The sequence below is a fragment of the Paraburkholderia sp. MM6662-R1 genome (assembly GCF_050436245.1).
Taxonomy (GTDB): domain Bacteria; phylum Pseudomonadota; class Gammaproteobacteria; order Burkholderiales; family Burkholderiaceae; genus Paraburkholderia; species Paraburkholderia tuberum.
Genome location: NZ_JBNDLV010000001.1, coordinates 1,539,552 through 1,559,443 on the forward strand (window position 1 = coordinate 1,539,552; position 19,892 = coordinate 1,559,443).

Sequence of the window (19,892 nt, forward strand, 5' to 3'; positions counted from 1 at the left end):
CGCGCCTCGAAACCGTCGTGGCACGGTGTTCCTATTGCGCAAAGGTGATTTCGATGTCCGGCACTTCCGGCGCCAACGCCCCGCGCCTAAAGTCAGGTCAGCCTTCGGATGCGGATCCTCACAAATGGAACCGCGCGAAGCCCCCTCAAAACTCAATAGGAGCAAAACCATGCTGACCAGGACATCCCCCGACCTTCTCACCAAACCGAATGTCGCCACGGAAGACGCGCAATACTTCGAATACACTTCGTCCGCCAATCCGATTGGTGCGAAGCTCATCTCGCGTGTGCCGTTCTGCAGCTTCTCGCCTTCGCTTTATGCAGACGGCGCAACCCGAGTCGTGCCGCTTGACCTGTCTGCGGAGTTGGGCTGCCCGGGTCCCGCGACCGGTCCCGGCTTGAGCGCCAACTTCCTGCGCATCAATGCGGGCGATGCGTTGACACTCGATCCCAATGCGACCTCGCAGGTCTGCTACGTCATTAGCGGAGCGGGTAGCGTGCAGCAGTCCGAAACGAGCTTCCCGTTTTCGATGGGCGATTTCTTCACGTTCCCGGGCGGCCATGCCACGGTGCTGTCCGCTGCTGCGACGGCCACGCTCTATTACGTCAATGACGCGCCACTGCTCACCTATCTTGGTACCACCGGGGTACATGCGCGCTTTGCGCCGACACGCTATCCGGCCGCCGAGGCGCAGGCAGCACTGCGCGCGGTCGCGGAACAAGCGAACGCGGGTCGTCGCAACCGCATCAGCGTACTAATGGGCAACACCAACTTTCCGCAGACGCGCACGGTCACGCATGTGTTGTGGGCGATGTTCGGCATCGTGCCGCCCAACTCGGTGCAGAAGCCGCACCGGCACCAGTCGATTGCACTCGACTTCATCGCCAGCGGCAAGCCGGGTGTCTATACGCTGGTCGGAACGGAACTGGACAGGGACGGCAATATCGTGAACCCGACCCGGGTCGATTGGGAAGCGGGAATGGCATTCGTCACGCCGCCGGGACACTGGCATGCGCATTTCAACGAAACGAACGAAAACGCCTATGTGATTCCGATCCAGGATGCAGGCTTGCAGACTTACCTGCGCACGCTAGACATCCGCTTCGCCCATTAAGGCTGACGCTCCAGTGCGAGTCCGTCGTCCCAGTACGGCGGCTCGCCAAACGCCTCGGCATAGAAATCCACGAAGGCGCGCACCTTCGACGAGACGATCTTCTTCGGTGGGTAGACCGCCCAGACCGCGGGTTCGGCTCGTCCGGTGCGTGCTTCCCATTCCGGTAGCACGTGCTGCAAGCGTCCTCCGCGCAGGGCCGTAGAGGCGAGCCATGTCGGCAGGAGCGCCACGCCACAACCGGCCACGGCGAGCGCGAGCACGGCTTCGGAGTCGTCAGCGCGCAAGCGCCCCTGCAACTCCACCAGCACCTGTTCCTGTTCTTGCGACGCCCGCGCGTCCGCGGTGACCAGCGTGAAATACCATTTGTCGTCCGGGACCAGGGACACGCGAAGCGCATCGCGCGCGGCCAGATCGCCAGGCACACGCGGTGTGCCGCTACGCGCGAAATACGCCGGGCTGCCACAGACGATACGACGATGCGGTGCCAGGCGCCTCGCCATCAATGACGAATCGGGCAGCACGCCGGTACGGATCGCCACATCAATGCCCGCATCGATCATGTTGAGCGTTTCGTCCGTAGAGACGATGTCGAGGTCGATATCAGGATAGCGCGCCATGAAGGCCGGCAGATGCGGCACGATGTGCAGGCGGCCGAATGCCGGTGGCATTGTCACGCGCAGCACGCCTTGTGGCGTGCGATTTAGCGACGACGTCACTTCGCGCGCGTCATCGAGTGCTTGCAACGCTAACAAGGCGTGTTCACGAAACAGCCGGCCGCCTTCTGTCAGGACGAGGCCGCGCGTCGACCGGTTGAATAGGGCGATGCCCAGATCTCTTTCGAGTTCGCTGACGTAGCGGGAGACGGTCGAGGTCTTGACTGACAGTGCATTGGCCGTCTTGCTGAAGCTCTGCAGTTCCGCTGCGCAAACGAAGGCCCGTACTGCGGCGAAGTAGTCCATGGACTGTCTGACGTGGATGGGATTACCTGGCTTTTGCCGAGACCGGTAGTGTACTGCCCCGGCGCGGGCGAGTGTCGCTCGTTCCCCGGCTGCAGCCCGGCAGCGATTGGCGGCACGCGACCCCTTCGAGTCACTCAATCCACGTTGACGAATGTTTCCTTGCTGCCCTACAGGAGGCCATCGTCAATCTATTCGCGCCGAAGGGCTTTTCAAGTCAAGGCCGAAGGTAGTCCATTGGCAGCACTTACTGGCGGATCAGTCATACCTTTGCCGGGATTCAACGGCATCGGGAGCACCCGTCAAAAAATGTTCATGGTCAAGCGGCCCAGATGGACTATATACAAACGAGGGGCGGCGAATGGCTGTACGTCCAACGAAAACCGCCCTTGACTCAGGTCCGCGAGAGCCGCAGTCAAGCCGAACGGAGATGTACGACGCCGAATAGTCGCGACCCGTCTTTTCCCACATAGACCGGTCAGTGTATCGCAGCGTTAGCATCATTGCCGGGGGCGACGCGCTCCCGACCAATCCACCGCTGCCCGATGTTCCCTGTTCGACCTCCTTAACCACCGTGTAGTCAACGCGACAAGGGGTGAAGTAATGAAACAGCTCGCGAACTGGCTAACGCTCCTGCAGGTCTGCCTGTAGCCCAATTTATCAAGGACGTAACGTACAGCTACCTGCTCTGCCCACTCGTCCATCCGACGTCACCGTTCGCTCGTCGTCCACGCAAGGAGTACGCCATGTCATTTATCACGTGCCGTTTAACGTTTCTATTGCGAACCATCGCGTTCGCGACGGCGTTAGGATTCGCTTCAATCAGCATTGCGCAAGCCGATTCGGAGGCCGATCCGCCAGGAGCGGTTTACGTTCTGTCAAACCAGCCGTCCGGGAACTCGGTTCTTGTCTATTCGCGCGCTGCCAACGGAATACTGAACTACGAGGCCACGTACTCAACTGGCGGTAAAGGAGCAGGCACGGGAGCCGATCCACTAGGCTCGCAGGGTTCCCTAACGTTGGCAGCGGGCTTTCTCTTCGCCGTGAATCCGGGCAGCAATGATGTTTCGCTGTTCGCGATCGACGGCAGCAAACTGACGCTGCTCGACAGAAAACCATCGGGTGGTCAAATGCCCGTCAGCGTGACAGTCAAGGGGCCCATCGCGTATGTGCTTAATGCCGGAGGCACACCGAACATCAATGGCTTTATCGTCGACGCGTTTGGCAAGCGTCTCGTTCCATTACCAGGCTCACAACGACCACTTGCCGGCGGAAACTCCGCCCAGCCCGCGCAAGTGACGTTTGCGCCGGAAGGCAACGAACTGCTGGTGACGGAAAAGGGCACACAACTCATTGACACGTATTATGTCGGCTTCACCGGCTACGCCTCGAAGACTCCAACCCCCCATGCGTCAAACGGCGTCACGCCGTTCGGGTTTTCCATCACGACCCGGGGTTACGCGATCGTCTCCGAGGCCGGGTCTGGTTCTGTTTCCTCATATGAGGTCGAGGACAGCAAACATCTGACTTCCATCAGTGCGGCAATTCCCTTGGGCCAGAGCGCCCCTTGCTGGCTTGTCACCACGGGCGATGGACGTTTTGCCTACACGGCCAATGCCGGGAGCGACTCGATCAGCAGTCTGCGGATCGCGGCGGACGGTACAGTACGCTTGCTCAATCCGACTGCAGGCACGCTCAGCGCTCCCCTTGACATGGCGCTCAGTGGTCACAGCAAATTCCTCTACGTTCGTGAAGGTAACGGCGCTGTAAGTGGCTTTCGCGTGATGCCAGACGGAACACTCGAGCCAGTTGGCTCAGTCACCGGCGTACCGCCGGGGGCACAAGGGATCGCGGCGCGCTAGACACATCTCCCCCGCGCTGGGAGATGTGCACGCGGGATCATGCTTTCGTATCCCTGTATCGGCAGCGTTCGCGCAAGAACGTTGCCGGTACCGCTGAGCACCCGCCGTCCACCTTGATCCGATTGAAATCGAGACTCCCGGTCAAGCAGGTGTTAGGTGAGTCCAAACGGGCGACGGTGAGCGAGTCGAATCCCATCACTTTCTTCAAGGCTTCCGGGAGTCATATTGACTCCCGGCCCTCCCATGGCCGATCCGCCGGTTGGCACGGGTGGGGCCAAGAGACCGCTTTTGAGTGCCCAACCGACGCTCGAACGCCATTGACCCGCTTTCGATCACGTTCATACGGGTAGCGACACGCTGCGTCTATCTGGCGGTCATCCTCCAGCCAGATCAGTACCATCCGATTCGGCGAGCGGCGCAACGCATCCTACACTTAAGTTCAACCGCGCAGGCTTGCACGTGGCTGCGCCACAAATTGGGCCGAACGCATATTGCGCTGATGGCCATCGATAGCGAGCATGGCGCGGTCGCGTTCGGCGGCGACCGAGGGATTCGTATCGTCTCCGGATATGTCTCAGATGCTAACCACCAAGGAGGCGGTTTATGAACAGTAAGTTAGCCAACCCGGCGCCGCTCGGGCTCGCTGGATTCGCATTCACCACATGGATGCTCAGCATGGTGAACGCCGGCTGGTTCGACAAGGATGCCTTGGGGCTCGTGCTGGCGCTAGCGTTCGCTTTCGGCGGCACGGCGCAGATGATCGCGGGCGTGCTCGAATTTCCACGCGGCAATACGCTAGGCACAGTGGCGTTCCTCAGTTACGGCGCCTTCTGGTGGTCCTTTGCGCTGTTTGCCGCGTTCCTGGGCACCAACGTGCCTGAGGCCTTCATCGGCTGGTATCTGTTTGTGTGGGGGGTCTTCACGTTCTACATGTGGATCGGCTCGCTGCACACGAGTACGTCTGTGCAACTGGTGTTTCTCTCGCTGTGGGTCACTTTTCTGCTGTTGGCGATCGGCGCATGGACAGGTATGGGCCTTGCCACGCGGGCCGGCGGCTATGTAGGCTTGATTACCGCTCTACTGGCGTTCTATGCGTCGGCGGCGATGGTAATCAACGAAAGCTTCGGACACACCGTGCTTCCGACACACGACTGGGCACAAGCCCATCCGCAAGCGGCCTAGCCACTCGGCGCGGGTCGGCCGGCGTGCAGCAAGCGCGCCGGCCAGTCAGGCCTGCGGTGCTCCATGGAGACGGAGACCAAGTCTGAGTATCGAGTCTTTCCGGTATCAGCCAAGTGGGTCGAGAAATGTGGACCGACTGGACTCGTTACGAGGCGATGGATCGCCGTTCGATGGAGGAACTCTGATGTTCGAACGAATACCCCCTGACAATTCGCGCTATCGGCGGCTGTGATCACTGGCCGGCTCTACGACGTCGTAAACGTGTCAGGGCGCTGCTCTGATGGCGTCCCACGGCCGGCGTCGCCTTCGTCTTGTCTGAGGAGTGGGCCATGCCGAGCACACGGCATTGCGGCACCCGTTGCTGTCGCGGCGGCGCAACGTCCTACGCCTGCTGCAAAATCTCCATTGCACGAATCGTGTCACCCAGCGCGTCCATTGCCAGGTAGGCAACGAACTGTGTGCCGATAGCGGCACCCGAAACGCCGCGAAGGTTGATTCCCCCGGTAGCCAACTTTTGGGTCAACTCTGCAATGATGCCCGGCCGGTCGGGGCCCATCACCCGCACCGAGTGAAGACTCGGGAGGACGTTGAACCCCACCTGCGAGGCGGCACGGATTTCTCGGTCGTTCTGAAGCGGCGCGAGAAACACGACCGCCTTCCCGGGTGCTTCCGCAGTTCGACGGGAGATGATGAATTGCAGGTTCGCTCCGGCATCTCGCAGGACACTTAACACTTCGGCGAGACCGCCGGGCCTGTCCTCGATTGTGGCCGCCCATACGTCGACACGTTCAACGAGCAGATCCATGGCGCCTCTCCCGTTTGATGAACCCCAATGAGAATTTAGTTCAGGGTTGACCGACCGGCAAGTCAACGCTCGTCGCGCGCTAACACCATTGGCCCTCGGGATGCAGTTCTTTGACAGGGAATACGTTGCTTGGCATTGCATCCGCCCTGGCCTTAAATTCGTTATGCAGCGCACGGACTGTCGCGCCTGGTGTCCAGACCCATGAGACAGGTCAAAAGACGCGCTGCCGCGGGTAGCGTGGGACACCTCGTGTCCCTGGGCACCTAGAAGCAAGGAGGAACTGTCATGTCACGAGACAAGTCATCGCGCCGCGCTTCCGCAGAGCAACAAGCGGCCGAGGTTTCCGAGGCGCAAATCGCCGTGCACTGGCCTGAAGAGGAATATTTCCCGCCGCCCGCCTCGTTCATCGCCCAAGCCAATCTGACAGACGCGGGAGTGTTCGCACGTTTCTCTCTCGACAAATTCCCCGAGTGCTTCAAGGAGTTCGCGGACCTTCTCGACTGGTACAGGTACTGGGACACGATGTTCGACGCGAGCAATCCTCCGTTCTGGCGCTGGTTCGTCGGTGGTCGGATCAATGCCTGCTACAACTGCGTGGATCGTCACCTCGCCGCCTACCGGAACAAGGCCGCCATCCATTTCGTGCCAGAGCCCGAGGACGAGACGGTCCAGCATGTCACCTACCAGGAACTTTATGTCCGCGTAAGCGAGTTCGCGGCCATGCTACGCGACTTCTGCGGTCTAAAAGCCGGTGACCGGGTTACTCTCCATATGCCTATGGTGGCGGAGCTGCCCATCACGATGCTCGCCTGCGCCCGGCTCGGAGTGATTCACTCGCAGGTATTTAGCGGCTTCAGCGGCGCGGCCTGCGCCGACCGCATCCTGGATTCCGAGAGCCGTCTGCTGATTACGATGGACGCTTACTGGCGTGGCGGCAAGCTGATCGATCACAAGGAAAAAGCCGACACCGCGTTCGCCGAAGCTGCCGGGAAGGGTCACCAGGCCGAGAAGGTTCTGATCTGGCAGCGGTATCCGGGCAAGTATTCGAGTCCGACGCAGCTCGTGGAAGAACGCGATGTCATCGTCAACGACGCCCTCAAGGCGTTTCGCGGCAAACGTGTCGAGCCCGTGCAGATGCCCGCTGAGGCACCGCTATTCCTCATGTATTCGAGCGGTACCACGGGCCGCCCTAAGGGGTGCCAGCATTCCATTGGAGGCTACCTCGCCTACGTCGCCTGGACATCGAAATACATCCAGGACATCCACCCCGAGGATGTGTATTGGTGCATGGCCGACATCGGCTGGATTACCGGTCACTCCTACATTGTCTACGGCCCGCTCGCGCTCGCGGCCTCGTCGGTCGTGTACGAAGGCGTGCCCGTCTACCCCGATGCCGGGCGCCCTTGGCGAATTGCCGAAAACCTCGGCGTCAATATCTTCCACACGTCGCCGACTGCGATCCGCGCACTGCGGCGCAGCGGACCGGACGAACCCGCGAAGTACAGCTATCACTTCAAGCACATGACGACCGTGGGCGAACCCATCGAGCCCGAAGTCTGGAAGTGGTATCACCGGTCTGTCGGGAAGGGGGAGGCCGTCATTGTCGACACGTGGTGGCAAACTGAAACGGGCGGGTTCCTTTGCAGCACGGTGCCGGCGTTGCACAAGATGAAGCCCGGCAGTGCCGGTCCGGGAATACCTGGCATTCATCCGGTGATTTACGACGACGCCGGTAATGAACTTGCAAGCGGTTCCGGCAAGGCGGGCAACATCTGTATTCTCAATCCGTGGCCCGGCGCGTTTCAGACCATCTGGAGAGCCCCGGAGCGCTACGTGAAAACGTACTATGCCCGCTACTGCCGGGATCCCAAGAGCAAGGACTGGCGCGACTGGCCCTACATGGCGGGAGACGGTGCTGTCGACGCTGCGGACGGCTACTTCCGGATTCTCGGTCGCATCGACGACGTGATCAACGTCGCCGGCCATCGCCTCGGTACCAAAGAAATCGAGTCAGCCGCCCTGCTTGTCCCCGAAGTCGTCGAAGCGGCTGTCGTGCCCGTCGCCGACGAGATCAAGGGCAGAGTGCCCGAACTGTATGTTTCGTTAAAGCCCGGAGTGGAAGCTTCGGAGGAGCTTGCAAAGCGGGTCACAAACTCGGTGGTCGATCGGATCGGAGCCATCGCGAAGCCGCACCGGGTGGTCATTGTTCCGGACATGCCCAAGACCCGGTCGGGCAAGATCATGCGGCGCGTGCTCGCAGCACTTTCAAACCATCAAGACCCCGGAGACGTATCCACGCTGGCTAACCCGGAGGTCGTTGACAGTCTGCGGGAGCTCGTGAAGTAATGGGGGCTACGTCCATGATCATCACGCGGCGCGCGCGGCGGGCGGGCGGCCATCGGGCGCCGCAGCCTTCGTCACCCATGTGACTCGACTCATAGGGAAAACTGGCCGGTCACCGCGGCCATTATCGATTGGTCCTGCGAAAACTCCCGCGTCAATCCTTTTCCGCCACCCGCCCCGGCTGCACAGCCGGCATCCTGCGATAGATCGTGTTCCGCGAGACCCCGAGCGCACGCGCCGCGGCAGACACGTTTCCGCCGTGGCGCGCCAGCGTCATCGCAACCACAGAGGTGGCAACATCCTGCAGCCGAGCACCGTCGGGCCGCGACGCATCGCCAGCAGCGGTGGCATCCGCAGCCGAACCGGCCGAAATGGCTGAAGAGCTCGAAGCGGCCGACGCAGCAGAGTCCCCCTGTCCAACCTCGCCGTCGCCGCAACCCGCGCCCCCCACATCATCCAGAAAATCATCCGGCAAATGCTCCCAGCGAATCACCCAATCCTCCTCCACCATCGCCGCCGCGGTCCGCAGCAGATTAGCCAGTTGCCGACAGTTACCCGGCCACGCATGTCGCCCGAACACCGCCATCACATCAGCCGCAACGCTGAGCGCCTGCCGCCCCCCGCTTTCGACTGATTCCCACCGCAACATCTTTTGAACGACGACCGCGAGATCGCTCCGCTCACGCAACGCCGGCAACCGAACCGCAAGCCCGTTGATCCGATAGTAAAGATCCTCGCGAAACTGGTTCTGCGCGATCATCTCGCGCAAGTTGCGGTGGGTCGCGCAAATAATGGAGACATCGACAGGAACCGCCCGCGTCGCCCCAAGCGGCGTCACAACCCGCTCCTGCAAAACACGCAGCAACCGCACCTGCAACGAATACGGCATATCCCCGATCTCATCGAGAAACAGCGTGCCTCCATTCGCCTGCATCAGCTTGCCGATCGCCCCTTTACGCCGCGCGCCGGTAAACGCGCCCTCTTCATACCCGAATAGCTCAGATTCGATCAGCGACTCCGGAATCGAAGCACAGTTGACCGCAACAAACGGCCCATCACCTCGCGGCGAATCGTTATGAATCGCCTGCGCGAGCAACTCCTTGCCGGTACCTGTCTCGCCGGTGATCAGAATCGGAATATCCTTGCCGAGCACCTTGCGAACCTTCGCGATCAGTGCGGACACACGAGCATCGCCGGTATCGAAGATCGCCGAGCCGCGACAGTCCCGCAGCCGGTTGACGCGCATTCGCACACACCGGTCGCGGTGCGACTGCACCCTGCACATCGACGGCTCCACGCCCCAGCCCAAAAGACGCCCGCCTGAACTGCCCGCGCGCGCAAACCACCGCACCGTTGTGCAAATTCAGCATCAGATGCGGCGCGACGCCATGCACCAAACGATCGATCAATTGCGCATACGAGATCTGAAATAGCGACGACAGCGTATGCGCGCGCAACGCAGCGAGCGACAAGCCCAACTGAAACTGCGCACTTCGATTCGCGGACAGAAAGCGCCCATCATCGGTAAACGCAATGATCCCTTCCATCAGCGTGCCGAGAAATTCCGGCCGGCCGTGGAAAGATACTTGCAGCACGTCGCGAAACGCAGTCGAGAACAGATGGTTTTCGATCATCTGCACCGACATCTTCGCGAGTGCCGTCGTGTGCTGGTGATAGCTGCGGTGGTCGCCCGTCACGTCGAGCACGCCGATCAGATCGCCGTACGGATCGAGAATCGGCACACTCGAACAGGTCAGGAAGCGGTTAGCAGCCAGATAGTGCTGGTCCCCATGAACGACCATCGCACACCCCTCGGCCAGCGAGGTACCGATCGCGTTGGTCCCCTGACGATCCTCGGCCCAGTTCGCGCCAGGGCGCAGCGCCACTTTTTCCGCGCGACGCAGAAAGTCGTCGTCGCCGATCGAATGCAGGATCAACCCTTCGGCGTTGGTCAGCACGATCATGCTTTGCGTGTTGACGATCTGCTCGCGCAGCGTCTCCATGACCGGCATCGCATGCGCGCACAGCACCTGGTTCTGTTCGCGCTGCAGCGCGAGTCCCGTGCCGGACAGGATGTCGTAATCCGGCCGGATCGATGCGCGCAGGCCGAACGTCTCGGAGCGTTCGTGGGCTTTCTGGATCGCCGGTGCGGGCCAACCTTTGGAGCGGTTAGCCGCCGCCACGCCGAGCGGATGAACGTCGTCGCGCATTGTCTCCTCCTGAATGCGCCCGGGTCGTGCCGGACGCTTTGATGCGTGTCAACAGAATACTCCCTTTGCCAGTCCGCCCGACGCGTGCGGCGACCCCGCGCGGGCCCGCATCCTTGATCTGCGTCAGCGTCGGCCGAATCTGCGGCGTTTCTGAACACCCGCTGCCCGCGCAACCGTTCCGAAACGGAACACTTCCGCCATCCAGCTCACCGCAATCCCTGAAATAGCCTACTTCGATGCATTGGTACGGTTCGTGCCTGATGTAGTCCCGCGCAGTCACCCGATCACCATCACAAAACGGAGACAAGTGATGAATCCATTTGACCTGAAAGCCCTCGGCATCGACATCGAGTATCCCTATCGCCAGCGTTACGAAAACTACATCGGCGGCAAGTGGGTACCGCCGGTCGGCGGCGACTATTTCGACAACGTGTCGCCGATCAACGGGCAGCCGTTTTGTCGCGTGCCTCGCTCGAGCGCTGCCGATATCGACCTCGCCATCGACGCCGCGCACGCAGCGCGCCGCAAATGGGCGAAGACCTCGGTGACAGAGCGCGCGAACCAGTTGCTGGCGGTGGCCGAGCGCATGGAGAAGAACCTGAAGCTGCTAGCGGTCGCCGAGACGATCGACAACGGCAAGCCGCTGCGCGAAACGATGGCCGCGGACCTGCCGCTCGCCGTCGATCATTTCCGCTATTTCGCGGGCTGCATCCGCGCGCAGGAAGGCGGCATCTCGGAGATCGACGACAACACGGTCGCTTATCACTTTCACGAGCCGGCTGGGGTGGTCGGTCAGATCATCCCGTGGAATTTTCCGCTGCTGATGGCCGCATGGAAGCTCGCGCCCGCGCTCGCGGCCGGCTGCTGCGTCGTGATGAAGCCCGCCGAGCAGACGCCGGCTTCGGTACTCGTGCTGATCGAACTGATCGGCGACCTGTTCCCCGCCGGGGTCATCAACATCGTCAACGGCTTCGGCAAGGAAGCGGGCGAAGCGCTCGCCACCAGCAAGCGCATCGCGAAGATCGCGTTCACCGGCTCGACGCCGGTCGGCAAGCGCATCCTGCACGCAGCCGCGGACAACCTGATCCCGTCGACGGTCGAACTCGGCGGCAAGAGCCCGAACATCTTCTTCGCCGACGTGCTCGATCGCGACGACGCGTTCCTCGACAAGGCGCTCGAAGGTCTCGCGATGTTCGCGCTGAATCAGGGCGAAGTGTGCACGTGCCCGTCGCGCGTGCTGGTTCAGGAGTCGATTTACGAGCGCTTCATCGAGAAGGCGATTGCCCGGGTGGAACGCATCAAGGCTGGCCATCCGCTGAACCTCGAAACGATGATCGGTGCGCAGGCATCGCAGCAGCAGCTCGACAAGATCCTGTCGTATATCGACATCGGCCGGGACGAAGGGGCGCAGTGCCTCGTCGGCGGCGAGCGCGCAACCCCTGGCGTCGGCCTCGGCGAGGGTTTCTACGTGAAGCCGACGATGCTGTTCGGCAACAACGATATGCGTGTGTTCCAGGAGGAGATCTTCGGGCCGGTCGCCTCGGTGATGACGTTCAAGGACGAACAGCAAGCGATCGAACTCGCGAACGACACGTACTATGGCCTGGGCGCGGGCGTGTGGACTCGCGACGGTACCCGCGCTTACAAGATGGGACGCGAGATCGAGGCGGGACGCGTGTGGACCAACTGCTATCACCTGTATCCGGCGCATGCGGCCTTCGGTGGCTACAAGCAGTCGGGGATCGGGCGCGAAACACACAAGATGGCGTTGTCGAACTATCAGCAGACGAAGTGTCTGCTGGTCAGCTATCAGGCGGAGGCGCTGGGGTTCTTCTAAGCGAAGGGCGCGTCGTCTATGGACGGCGCGTGCCGAAGAATGCAGCCGTGCGGCGTGGTGGCCGCTCCGGCTGCATCAATCGATGCGAAATCACGAAGTCCCCACAGACCTCAGTCCGCCTCGACTTCTCTTCTGGAAGCTGTGAGATCCCGTTCGCCCGACAAATCAAACAAATTGCCTGCATAGGCTAAAAATTCATCCAATTCCGAATGCTTCTGGTTGCCCCGCTCCCGATACTGTCGTTCGCACATAACAGGGGATGACCGATGAAGAACGGCAACGGCCAGCCGATGATCCGGCTCGCAGACAAGACGACGCACGACGGCACGGTCATCGAGGCCGCGACAGACCTCATGCACATGGGCATCCCGGTTGCACTCGATGGACACGGCGTCGAATGTCCGAAGTGTGGCGGTGTCTATCCGATCATCGCGACCGGCCAGCGAACCCACAACGGCAAGCGGGTCAGCCATGCCGGCGACAGGACGGGCTGCGGCGCGACCCTGATCGCTTCATGATCGCTTCCCGGTTGCCACGAAACACCGAGCTCCTTGCACGCATGGTCGAACCCGTGCAGGACCGCACGCTAGGTCTTTCCAGTGACGCACTACCCACATGGGGCAATGAGCCTTTGCTGGCTCCGCTCCGCCTGCGCGGCACCGAATCCCTGGGCAAGCTCTATCGATACACGCTCGATGTGGCGACGATCGAAAGTCCGACGCTCGGATTGTGGCAAGCACAGGAACTGGTCGTACCCGATAACCTGATTGGCAAAGTCATCGACATTTCGATCGCGTTCGACGGGAACGGATTGTTCGGTCAACAGGAGTTGAAACCCGGTGACGTGGCACACGTGGGCGCGGGCCGCCGCACGATTTCGGGCCTCGTCACAGGCATGAAACAGACCGGCACCGACGACCGGCGCGCCCATTACCGCTTCGTCGTGCGCCCCTGGCTGTGGCTGGCCACGAAGAACCGCGAAAGCAGGATCTTTCAGGACGCGAGCGTGGTGGACATCACCGACCGGATACTCAAGGAGCGTTATCACTTTCCGGTCGTGATGGAGTTGGGCGCGACCGGTCTGTGCGAAGGCTACCCAAAGCGGGACCATGTCCGGCAGATGTGGGAATCCGATTTCGAATTCCTCACGCGGATCTGGAGAGAATGGGGAATCTACTATCTGTTCGACGGAATGACGCTGGTACTGTGCGATTCGCCCGGCTCGCACAAACAGCACGACAACGGCTACGACACTATCCGCTATCACGCGCCTGACAGCCGGCACGTCGACGAAGAACACATTCACAGGCTCGAGGTCTCGCGTCAGATCACGACGGGCAAGGTCAGTCTGATCGACTACGACTACACGCGCCCCGGCATGCACTTCGAGGGCGAGTACGAGAGCTTCAGCGAACGGGCCTTCGACAACATCGAGCAACACGGCTGGGGCGACTACTCGCAACCGCTCGCCGGCGAGATGGGATTGTCGGGTAGGCGAAACAACTTCCGCAATGAAGCCGAGCACCTCGCGAGCGTGCGCGTCGATGCAATGCGCTGCCACCGGCTGCGTCTGAAGGGCCGAGGGAATCTGCGCGGCCTGACAACCGGCAAAACATTCTGGCTCGACAACCATCCGCAATGCGACATCAACGCCGAGTACCTGGCGGTATCGACCACACTCGACATTCGCAACGCGCCGCAGAACACACAGCCGTCCAGTAACGACACGAACGACGCGTTGCGCCAGTGCGTGACCAGCTTCGTGCTTCAGCCTGCCAATACATTCTTCAGAAACCGCCCGAAGAAAAAGCCGCGCTGCGCGGCGGAAACGGCGATCGTGGTTGGGCCCGAGCATCAGCCGATCTGGGTCGATGGATACGCGCGCGCCAAGGTGCGTTTCGCGTGGGACCGGCTTGGCCCGAAAAACGAGAGCGCCAGTTGCTGGGTGCGCGTGTCGTCGCCGTGGCAAGGCAATGGCTTCGGCGCGATCTATCCGCCGCGTGTCGGGCAGGAGGTCATGGTCAGCTACCACGAAGAGGACCCGGACAAGCCGTACGTATCGGGCCGGATGATCAATGGCTGGAACCAGCCGCCCTGGAAGCTACCGGATAACCAGGCGCTTTCAGGCGTCTTGAGCAGTGAACTCAAAGATGGCTGCGACGGCCAGACCAATCACGTCGTACTGGATGACACGCCGGGCCAACTCCAGGCACAGCTCGCCAGCGATCACGCACGCTCGCGCCTCGTGCTGGGCTACAACACGCAGGTCGTGCGCGAGGCCGGCCGACAGCAGGCACGCGGTGAAGGCTGGGAACTGGCCACCGACGCCTGGGGTGTCGCGCGCGCCAACAGAGGCATGCTGTTCACCACGGAGGCGCGTCGCGGCGCGACCGCGCCGGCAAAGGATCTCGGCGAGACCGTGGCGCGCCTCACGCAGGCGCGCGATATCCACGAGAACCTCGCGGGTCTCGCGCGGCAGTATGAGGCACAGGAGCAACAGACCAGTCAAAGCGACGTATCGCGGGCCATCAAGGCGCAGAACGAGGCGATACGCGGCGTCGCGGCGCGTGCGGACCTTCCCTTCCCGCAACTCAGCGCACCCGACATGGTGCTGGCCAGCGCGGCGGGGGTCGGTCTCACCGCAGCGCAAAGCACGCACGTGGCGAGTATCGAACACATCGCCCTCACAGCGGGCGGACACGTCAGCATGGCCGCGGCGAAATCGCTGTTGGCGTCGGCAATCAACGGCGTGCGGGTGTTCACGCAGAATCTCGGCATCAGGCTCAAGGCCGCGTCAGGCAAAGTGCGAATCGACGCGCAGAGCAATGATGTCGAGGTCATCGCGCAGCGGGTCGTCAGCATCATCAGTAGAACCGATTCGATCAATCTGATGGCCAGCAAAGAGATCGTGCTCCATGCGGGAAGCACGAAGGTGGTGATCAATTCGGAAGGGTACAGGGTCTATACGGATGGAGAGCATCGGGTCCATGCGCGTGGTCATCAAACCGACACGCCAGCGGCGCGGCCTGTCAATGTGCCGGTAACGCCCGGAAAGCCGGGCAAGCTGGCTGCGCATCATGTTCTGATCGAACACGATACGGGCTTTGCACTGCCGAACCAGCCGTACCGGATCACGCTCGACGATGGTCAGGTGATTCAGGGCGTGACCAATGCGCTTGGAGAAACGAGTCTCGTCACGAGCAATCTTCTTGCATTCGCGACGGTTGAACTGTTCGCCGCGAGTGAACCGGACAAGGTTATTGCGGTGAGCAGAGGCGCGGTGATCAGGGAGACGAACGAGCCGATTGCGGGCGCAGTGCCCAACGCCGAGAAGCGCACCGCCAGGGTCGCAGGAAAGGCCGTGGCCTCTCCCAATCAAAGCGCGACGACGGAAGACAAGCCGCCCGAATTCGTTTCATGTGATCCGATGAACTTCGGGCTGCGCTTTTATCACTTCATCAACGGTGCGACCGAGGCTGATGCGCCGGCTGGCATCTCGATGCGCAAGGATGTTGAATATCCGGTGACCAAGGCTTATACGGCTGCGATTAAAACCGCGTTGCAGGGAATCGATTGGGCCGGGTTGCCGTGGCCTTTGACTTCCAGTTCGATAGAGACGATTCAAAACGCGGTCACGCCGCAATTGGAAATCGCGCTTAGTGAGGGGCCCTTTGGATTGCCACGACGCGATGCCGCCAACTCGGAAAATGGTGGTGCCATGCCAAAGCTTGTGATTGTCGATCCACAGCGGGCAACGCAGTACGCCCTGCGGCAGGATGTCAGCGCCGCGTTTATCGGTGACGATTGGGCTATCGCCGTCAACGAGAGCGAGATTGCACGCATCGTCGAACTGATGGACCAGCCGGCTTCGCTGGATCACCGCCTCAGGGCATTTGCCGACACGCTGTATCACGAGTCTCGCCACTGCCAACAGTACTTCTGGATGCTTTCTTTGCTTCAGCATTTTCCAGACGACTACAGGGAGCTGCCGAATATCCGCTTGGTGTATTGGTCGACGATGCTAAAAAAGGCCTATACGGCGGCTGGAAACACGCCGCTACCCGACGATCACCGCGTTCACATCGGTCTGCACAGGATGCTTGTATTCCACTACTACTGGCTGATCTCCTGCATGCAGGACAAGCCGGGCTGGGAGTACGTCAGGCGAGATCTCCCGAGTGCTGAAAGGAAGGTATGTGACCTGCTGAATGTCTCCGCTGAAACAGCTCAAAAAATGGTGCAATTCGAAACCGGCTATAGGAGCCAGATTCATGAAGAAGATGCCTACGCCTGCGCGGAAGTGGTTCAGGCCTACTGGCGCAATCCTGGTGATCCTCTCGTTCGCAACCCCGGTACATGCACGGCTCAGTACGCTGACGCCCTCAGGATCGTCGGGGCCAGGAGCTGAGATGAGACCGATCGTGACCGACGCCCAGCGCGACATGGCCTTGAGAATATTGACCACGGCAATGGCGATCCTGCGGGACGACCAGCCCTTCGATCCCGCACATACGATTTTCGGCCGCATTATCGCGGCGCGGCCTGAGCGCGGCGTGGTAGGTGTTACAGAGTATTCCTTCGAGAATCCGGCGTTCCCACGGACGGAAATCACCGTAGTTGTGATACCCGATCCGCTCGACCGCTCTGCCGACCGCGCGCAGGTCAAGCAAGTTATGCTGGACTTCACGATCCGCTTCAGTCCACTGTTGACAGACATTAACCGTTCGACGCTGGAAGACCTCCTCCATGTCGATATCGGCTACTGGATCGACGGCAACGGCGAGCGGCGACCCAGCAACGATATGGGGACAGTGCCGCCGCACGTTCGTCTGCATCACTATCGCTATCGTGCTTCGAATCTGTCAACGAGCCGGTTTCCGGTGGACGTCGAATTTGCTTTCGGCGACCCCGACCCCAACGATCCGGCGCCGGACGAACCCAAAACGCCGGTCCTGATGGACGTTCGCCTCAATCGTGACTATTCCGCGTTGAAACGGCAACACCGTGAATGAAGCCCGTCTTGAACAGCAGGTGGCAAAGCGCCACGGCGCGCGGAAGTGGTTCAGGCCTACTGGCGCAATCCTGGTGATCCTCTCGTTCGCAACCCCGGTACATGCACAGCTCAGTACGCTGACGCCCTCAGGACCGTCGGGGCCAGGAACTGAGATGAGACCGACTGTGACCGACGCCCAGCGCGACATGGCATTCAGGATATTGACCACGGCAATGGCGATCCTGCGGGACGACCAGCCCTTCGATCCCGCGCACACGATATTCGGCCGCATTCTTGCGGCGCACCCACTGCGCGGTCGTGTAGGTGGTATGGAGTACTCCTTCGTCAATCCGGCATTTCCGCGGACGCAAATCATTCTATTTGTGGTACCCGATCCGTCCGCCCCCTCCGCCGACCGCACGAAGGGCAAGCAAGTCGCGACGCACTTCACGATCCGTTTCAGTCCACTGTTGACAGACATTAACCGTTCGACGCTGGAAGACCTCCTCCAGGTCGATATCGGCTACTGGATCGACGGCAACGGCGAGCGTCGACCCGGCAACGATATGGGAACGACGCCACCGCAGATTCGGCTGCATGGCTATCGCTATCGTGCTTCGAATCTGCCAACGAGCCGGTTTCCGGTGGATGTCGAATTTGCTTTCGGCGACCCCGACCCGAACGATCCGGCACCGGACGAACCCCAAACGCCGGTCCTGATGGACGTTCTCCTCAGTCGTGACTATTCCGCATTGAAACGGCAACACCGTGAATAGAGCCCGTCGTGAACAGCAGGTGGCAAAGCGCCGCATGTACAGAGACGACATCCGCATTTTCAGCTTTGCATGGACTCGCTTGCCACCACCCTGTTTCGCCCACCCGCCTTCGCGGCGTACAGTCGCTGGTCCGCGACCGCAATCAACCCCTCGAGGTCAAAGCAGTTATCCGAAACACTCTCCGCCACCCCGATCGATATCGTGAACCATATCTCACGGCCCGGCGCGGTGCGGGTTAATTGCGTCTCCTGAAGGACGCAGGCGTTGCGGGCGACGGCCTCGCGCACGCGCTCCGCAATTTGGGCCGCGTCGTCCGCGGTCGTATCGGGCAGCAGCACACAGAACTCCTCGCCACCCAGACGTGCCATCAGATCCCCCGGGCGCACGGCAATCCTGACCACGTTGGTCAGGTGCTTCAGGGCCTCGTCTCCGCCAGCGTGCCCCCAGTTGTCGTTGATCACCTTGAAATGGTCGATATCGATCATCAGCAGCGCGATGCGGCGCTCGTCGTTGCGCCGTGAAAGTGCGTCGAATTCCTCATTCAAACGGCGGCGGTTCGCGAGACCGGTCAGGGGGTCCGCGAGCGACAATTCCCGCAGCCGCCCGTTGAGTGCCATCTGCGTGGAAAGAAGCTGGTCGACGACAAAAAGAGTGGCCCAGAGAAGCAATGCCATCAGTATCCACACCCCGGCAAACAGCGCGCTGCTCAAGCGAACGACCGAGAAGAATACGGTCGCAGCGGATACGTAATCGGTCAATACGAGATCCGCCGTATCCAGCTTTCTGAAGAGCAGGAAGTCCTGTCCCGCACTCAACGTTCCGCTGGGTGTCCGAAACAGCGTGGAAGCAGAGAGCGTGTTCCACTGCGCCGGCAGAGTCTTCAGCCAATTCTCATCATTGACCGAGAAAGTACTTCCGCTCGTTGCAATTGGCATCCCGCTCGGGTCTATCAGAGCGTGAGTTTCATCCGCTGTGGTGTTGTTCCACAGATAGTCCTGAACGATGCGTTGCGGGACCACAAAGAATATGAGGCCGCGAACCACGTCGTTACTCATCACCGCTGTCCCAAACAGCAGGCGAGGTCCTGCCGGGTTCTTGCGCCCGCGAACCGGATCGAACGTGACGTCATAGTCGAGCGGGTTCTGGTTGGCCAGCTGTAACAGGCGCGAGCTGCCGTACATTTGCAACAGCCGGACTACCTCGTCGTCGTCAATGGTTGGGTGAGCGACCACGATACCGGTCGGCGAGACATATACCGCGCGTTCGAGACCCGTGCCCATCTGGAATTGCACGGCAAACAGCCGGCTCATCAATTGGGCGAGCCGCAGGTCCTCGACAAATGTGGGCTCGTCACGGTGCAAACCAGGAGTCACCGCGAGCTGCTGTGTGCCGATACCCCGAATGGGGGCGTCGATATCGCGGACTTGAAGAGTCCAGACGCGCTCGTCCTGCGCCCGGAGTACCGCCTGGAGCGAGGCATCCGGCGTTCGATCGAGCTGTGCTGTCCGGTCCGCAAGGAGCCGCTCGGCACTCTCGCGAAGAAACTGCAAGTGCTGCCTGTTATTGCGGACCGCGACATCGAGAACCCTGGCCTGAATCTCGAGCCGATGCGAACGGTTATCGAGCTCCCGGGCACGCACGAGAAAATATTGGTGTACAGCAAGAATCAACGTGACAACGAATACCACGGCGAAACACAGGATCACGGTATGCCGCGGACGTGAACTGGCGCGGTCCCAAACCGTTTTCGCAGGCGTTTTAGACGCGGACGGCAGGCGCATGCCGGCTCTCCGGTGATCCAGCTCCAAGTCTGA

12 protein-coding genes and 1 pseudogene are annotated in these 19,892 nt (G+C 61.1%); 9 read left to right on the top strand and 4 right to left on the bottom strand.

Annotated features, from left to right (window positions below; all coding sequences use genetic code 11):
* Positions 1–169: 169 nt before the first annotated feature.
* Positions 170–1,114, top strand: coding sequence for a cupin domain-containing protein (locus OKW39_RS07350; protein ID WP_429335935.1), 945 nt, complete (start codon positions 170–172; stop codon positions 1,112–1,114).
* On the opposite strand, the gene OKW39_RS07355 is transcribed toward OKW39_RS07350, so the two are convergent.
* Positions 1,111–2,073, bottom strand: coding sequence for a LysR family transcriptional regulator (locus OKW39_RS07355; protein WP_090803531.1), 963 nt, complete (start codon positions 2,071–2,073; stop codon positions 1,111–1,113). The two genes, OKW39_RS07350 and OKW39_RS07355, sit on opposite strands and share 4 nt — an antisense overlap.
* A gap of 743 nt (positions 2,074–2,816) precedes the next feature.
* Here OKW39_RS07355 and OKW39_RS07360 point away from each other — a divergent pair.
* Both OKW39_RS07360 and OKW39_RS07365 read left to right on the top strand, forming a co-directional pair.
* Entirely contained in the window at positions 2,817–3,932 is a 1,116-nt protein-coding gene (locus tag OKW39_RS07360; protein ID WP_429562342.1) for a lactonase family protein, read from the top strand.
* A 603-nt stretch (positions 3,933–4,535) separates the two neighbouring features.
* On the top strand, positions 4,536–5,114 hold the full coding sequence (locus OKW39_RS07365) for an acetate uptake transporter (RefSeq protein WP_090803527.1): 579 nt from the start codon (positions 4,536–4,538) through the stop codon (positions 5,112–5,114).
* A 382-nt stretch (positions 5,115–5,496) separates the two neighbouring features.
* Here OKW39_RS07365 and OKW39_RS07370 read toward each other — a convergent pair whose 3' ends face one another.
* Positions 5,497–5,919, bottom strand: coding sequence for an ACT domain-containing protein (locus OKW39_RS07370; RefSeq protein WP_429562343.1), 423 nt, complete (start codon positions 5,917–5,919; stop codon positions 5,497–5,499).
* Positions 5,920–6,204: 285 nt separating this feature from the next.
* Between OKW39_RS07370 and acs the strand changes: the two genes are divergently transcribed.
* Positions 6,205–8,265: an acetate--CoA ligase gene (gene acs, locus OKW39_RS07375; protein WP_090803523.1), complete on the top strand. Its 2,061-nt coding sequence runs from the start codon at positions 6,205–6,207 to the stop codon at positions 8,263–8,265.
* A gap of 151 nt (positions 8,266–8,416) precedes the next feature.
* Here acs and OKW39_RS07380 read toward each other — a convergent pair.
* Positions 8,417–10,472: pseudogene (locus OKW39_RS07380) on the bottom strand (sigma-54-dependent Fis family transcriptional regulator).
* A gap of 310 nt (positions 10,473–10,782) precedes the next feature.
* Between OKW39_RS07380 and OKW39_RS07385 the strand changes: the two are divergent.
* The 5 genes from OKW39_RS07385 to OKW39_RS07405 all read left to right on the top strand — a co-directional run bounded on the left by OKW39_RS07385 (position 10,783) and on the right by OKW39_RS07405 (position 18,078).
* Positions 10,783–12,309: an aldehyde dehydrogenase family protein gene (locus tag OKW39_RS07385; protein WP_429562344.1), complete on the top strand. Its 1,527-nt coding sequence runs from the start codon at positions 10,783–10,785 to the stop codon at positions 12,307–12,309.
* A 266-nt stretch (positions 12,310–12,575) separates the two neighbouring features.
* Complete coding sequence (locus tag OKW39_RS07390) at positions 12,576–12,827, top strand: PAAR domain-containing protein (protein WP_429562345.1); 252 nt, start codon at positions 12,576–12,578, stop codon at positions 12,825–12,827.
* Positions 12,828–12,880: 53 nt separating this feature from the next.
* The gene (locus OKW39_RS07395) at positions 12,881–16,717 is read left to right on the top strand and encodes a type VI secretion system Vgr family protein (RefSeq protein ID WP_429563467.1); all 3,837 of its coding nucleotides are present in this window, start codon (positions 12,881–12,883) and stop codon (positions 16,715–16,717) included.
* Between the two features lies 1 nt (position 16,718).
* The gene (locus OKW39_RS07400) at positions 16,719–17,321 is read left to right on the top strand and encodes a hypothetical protein (protein WP_429562346.1); all 603 of its coding nucleotides are present in this window, start codon (positions 16,719–16,721) and stop codon (positions 17,319–17,321) included.
* Between the two features lie 154 nt (positions 17,322–17,475).
* A complete protein-coding gene (locus OKW39_RS07405; protein ID WP_187613473.1) occupies positions 17,476–18,078 on the top strand; it encodes a hypothetical protein in 603 nt (200 codons plus the stop codon).
* Positions 18,079–18,137: 59 nt separating this feature from the next.
* On the opposite strand, the gene OKW39_RS07410 is transcribed toward OKW39_RS07405, so the two are convergent.
* Positions 18,138–19,859 (bottom strand): diguanylate cyclase, encoded by a 1,722-nt coding sequence (locus OKW39_RS07410; RefSeq protein ID WP_429562347.1) that lies wholly within the window; start codon positions 19,857–19,859, stop codon positions 18,138–18,140.
* Positions 19,860–19,892 lie beyond the last annotated feature (33 nt).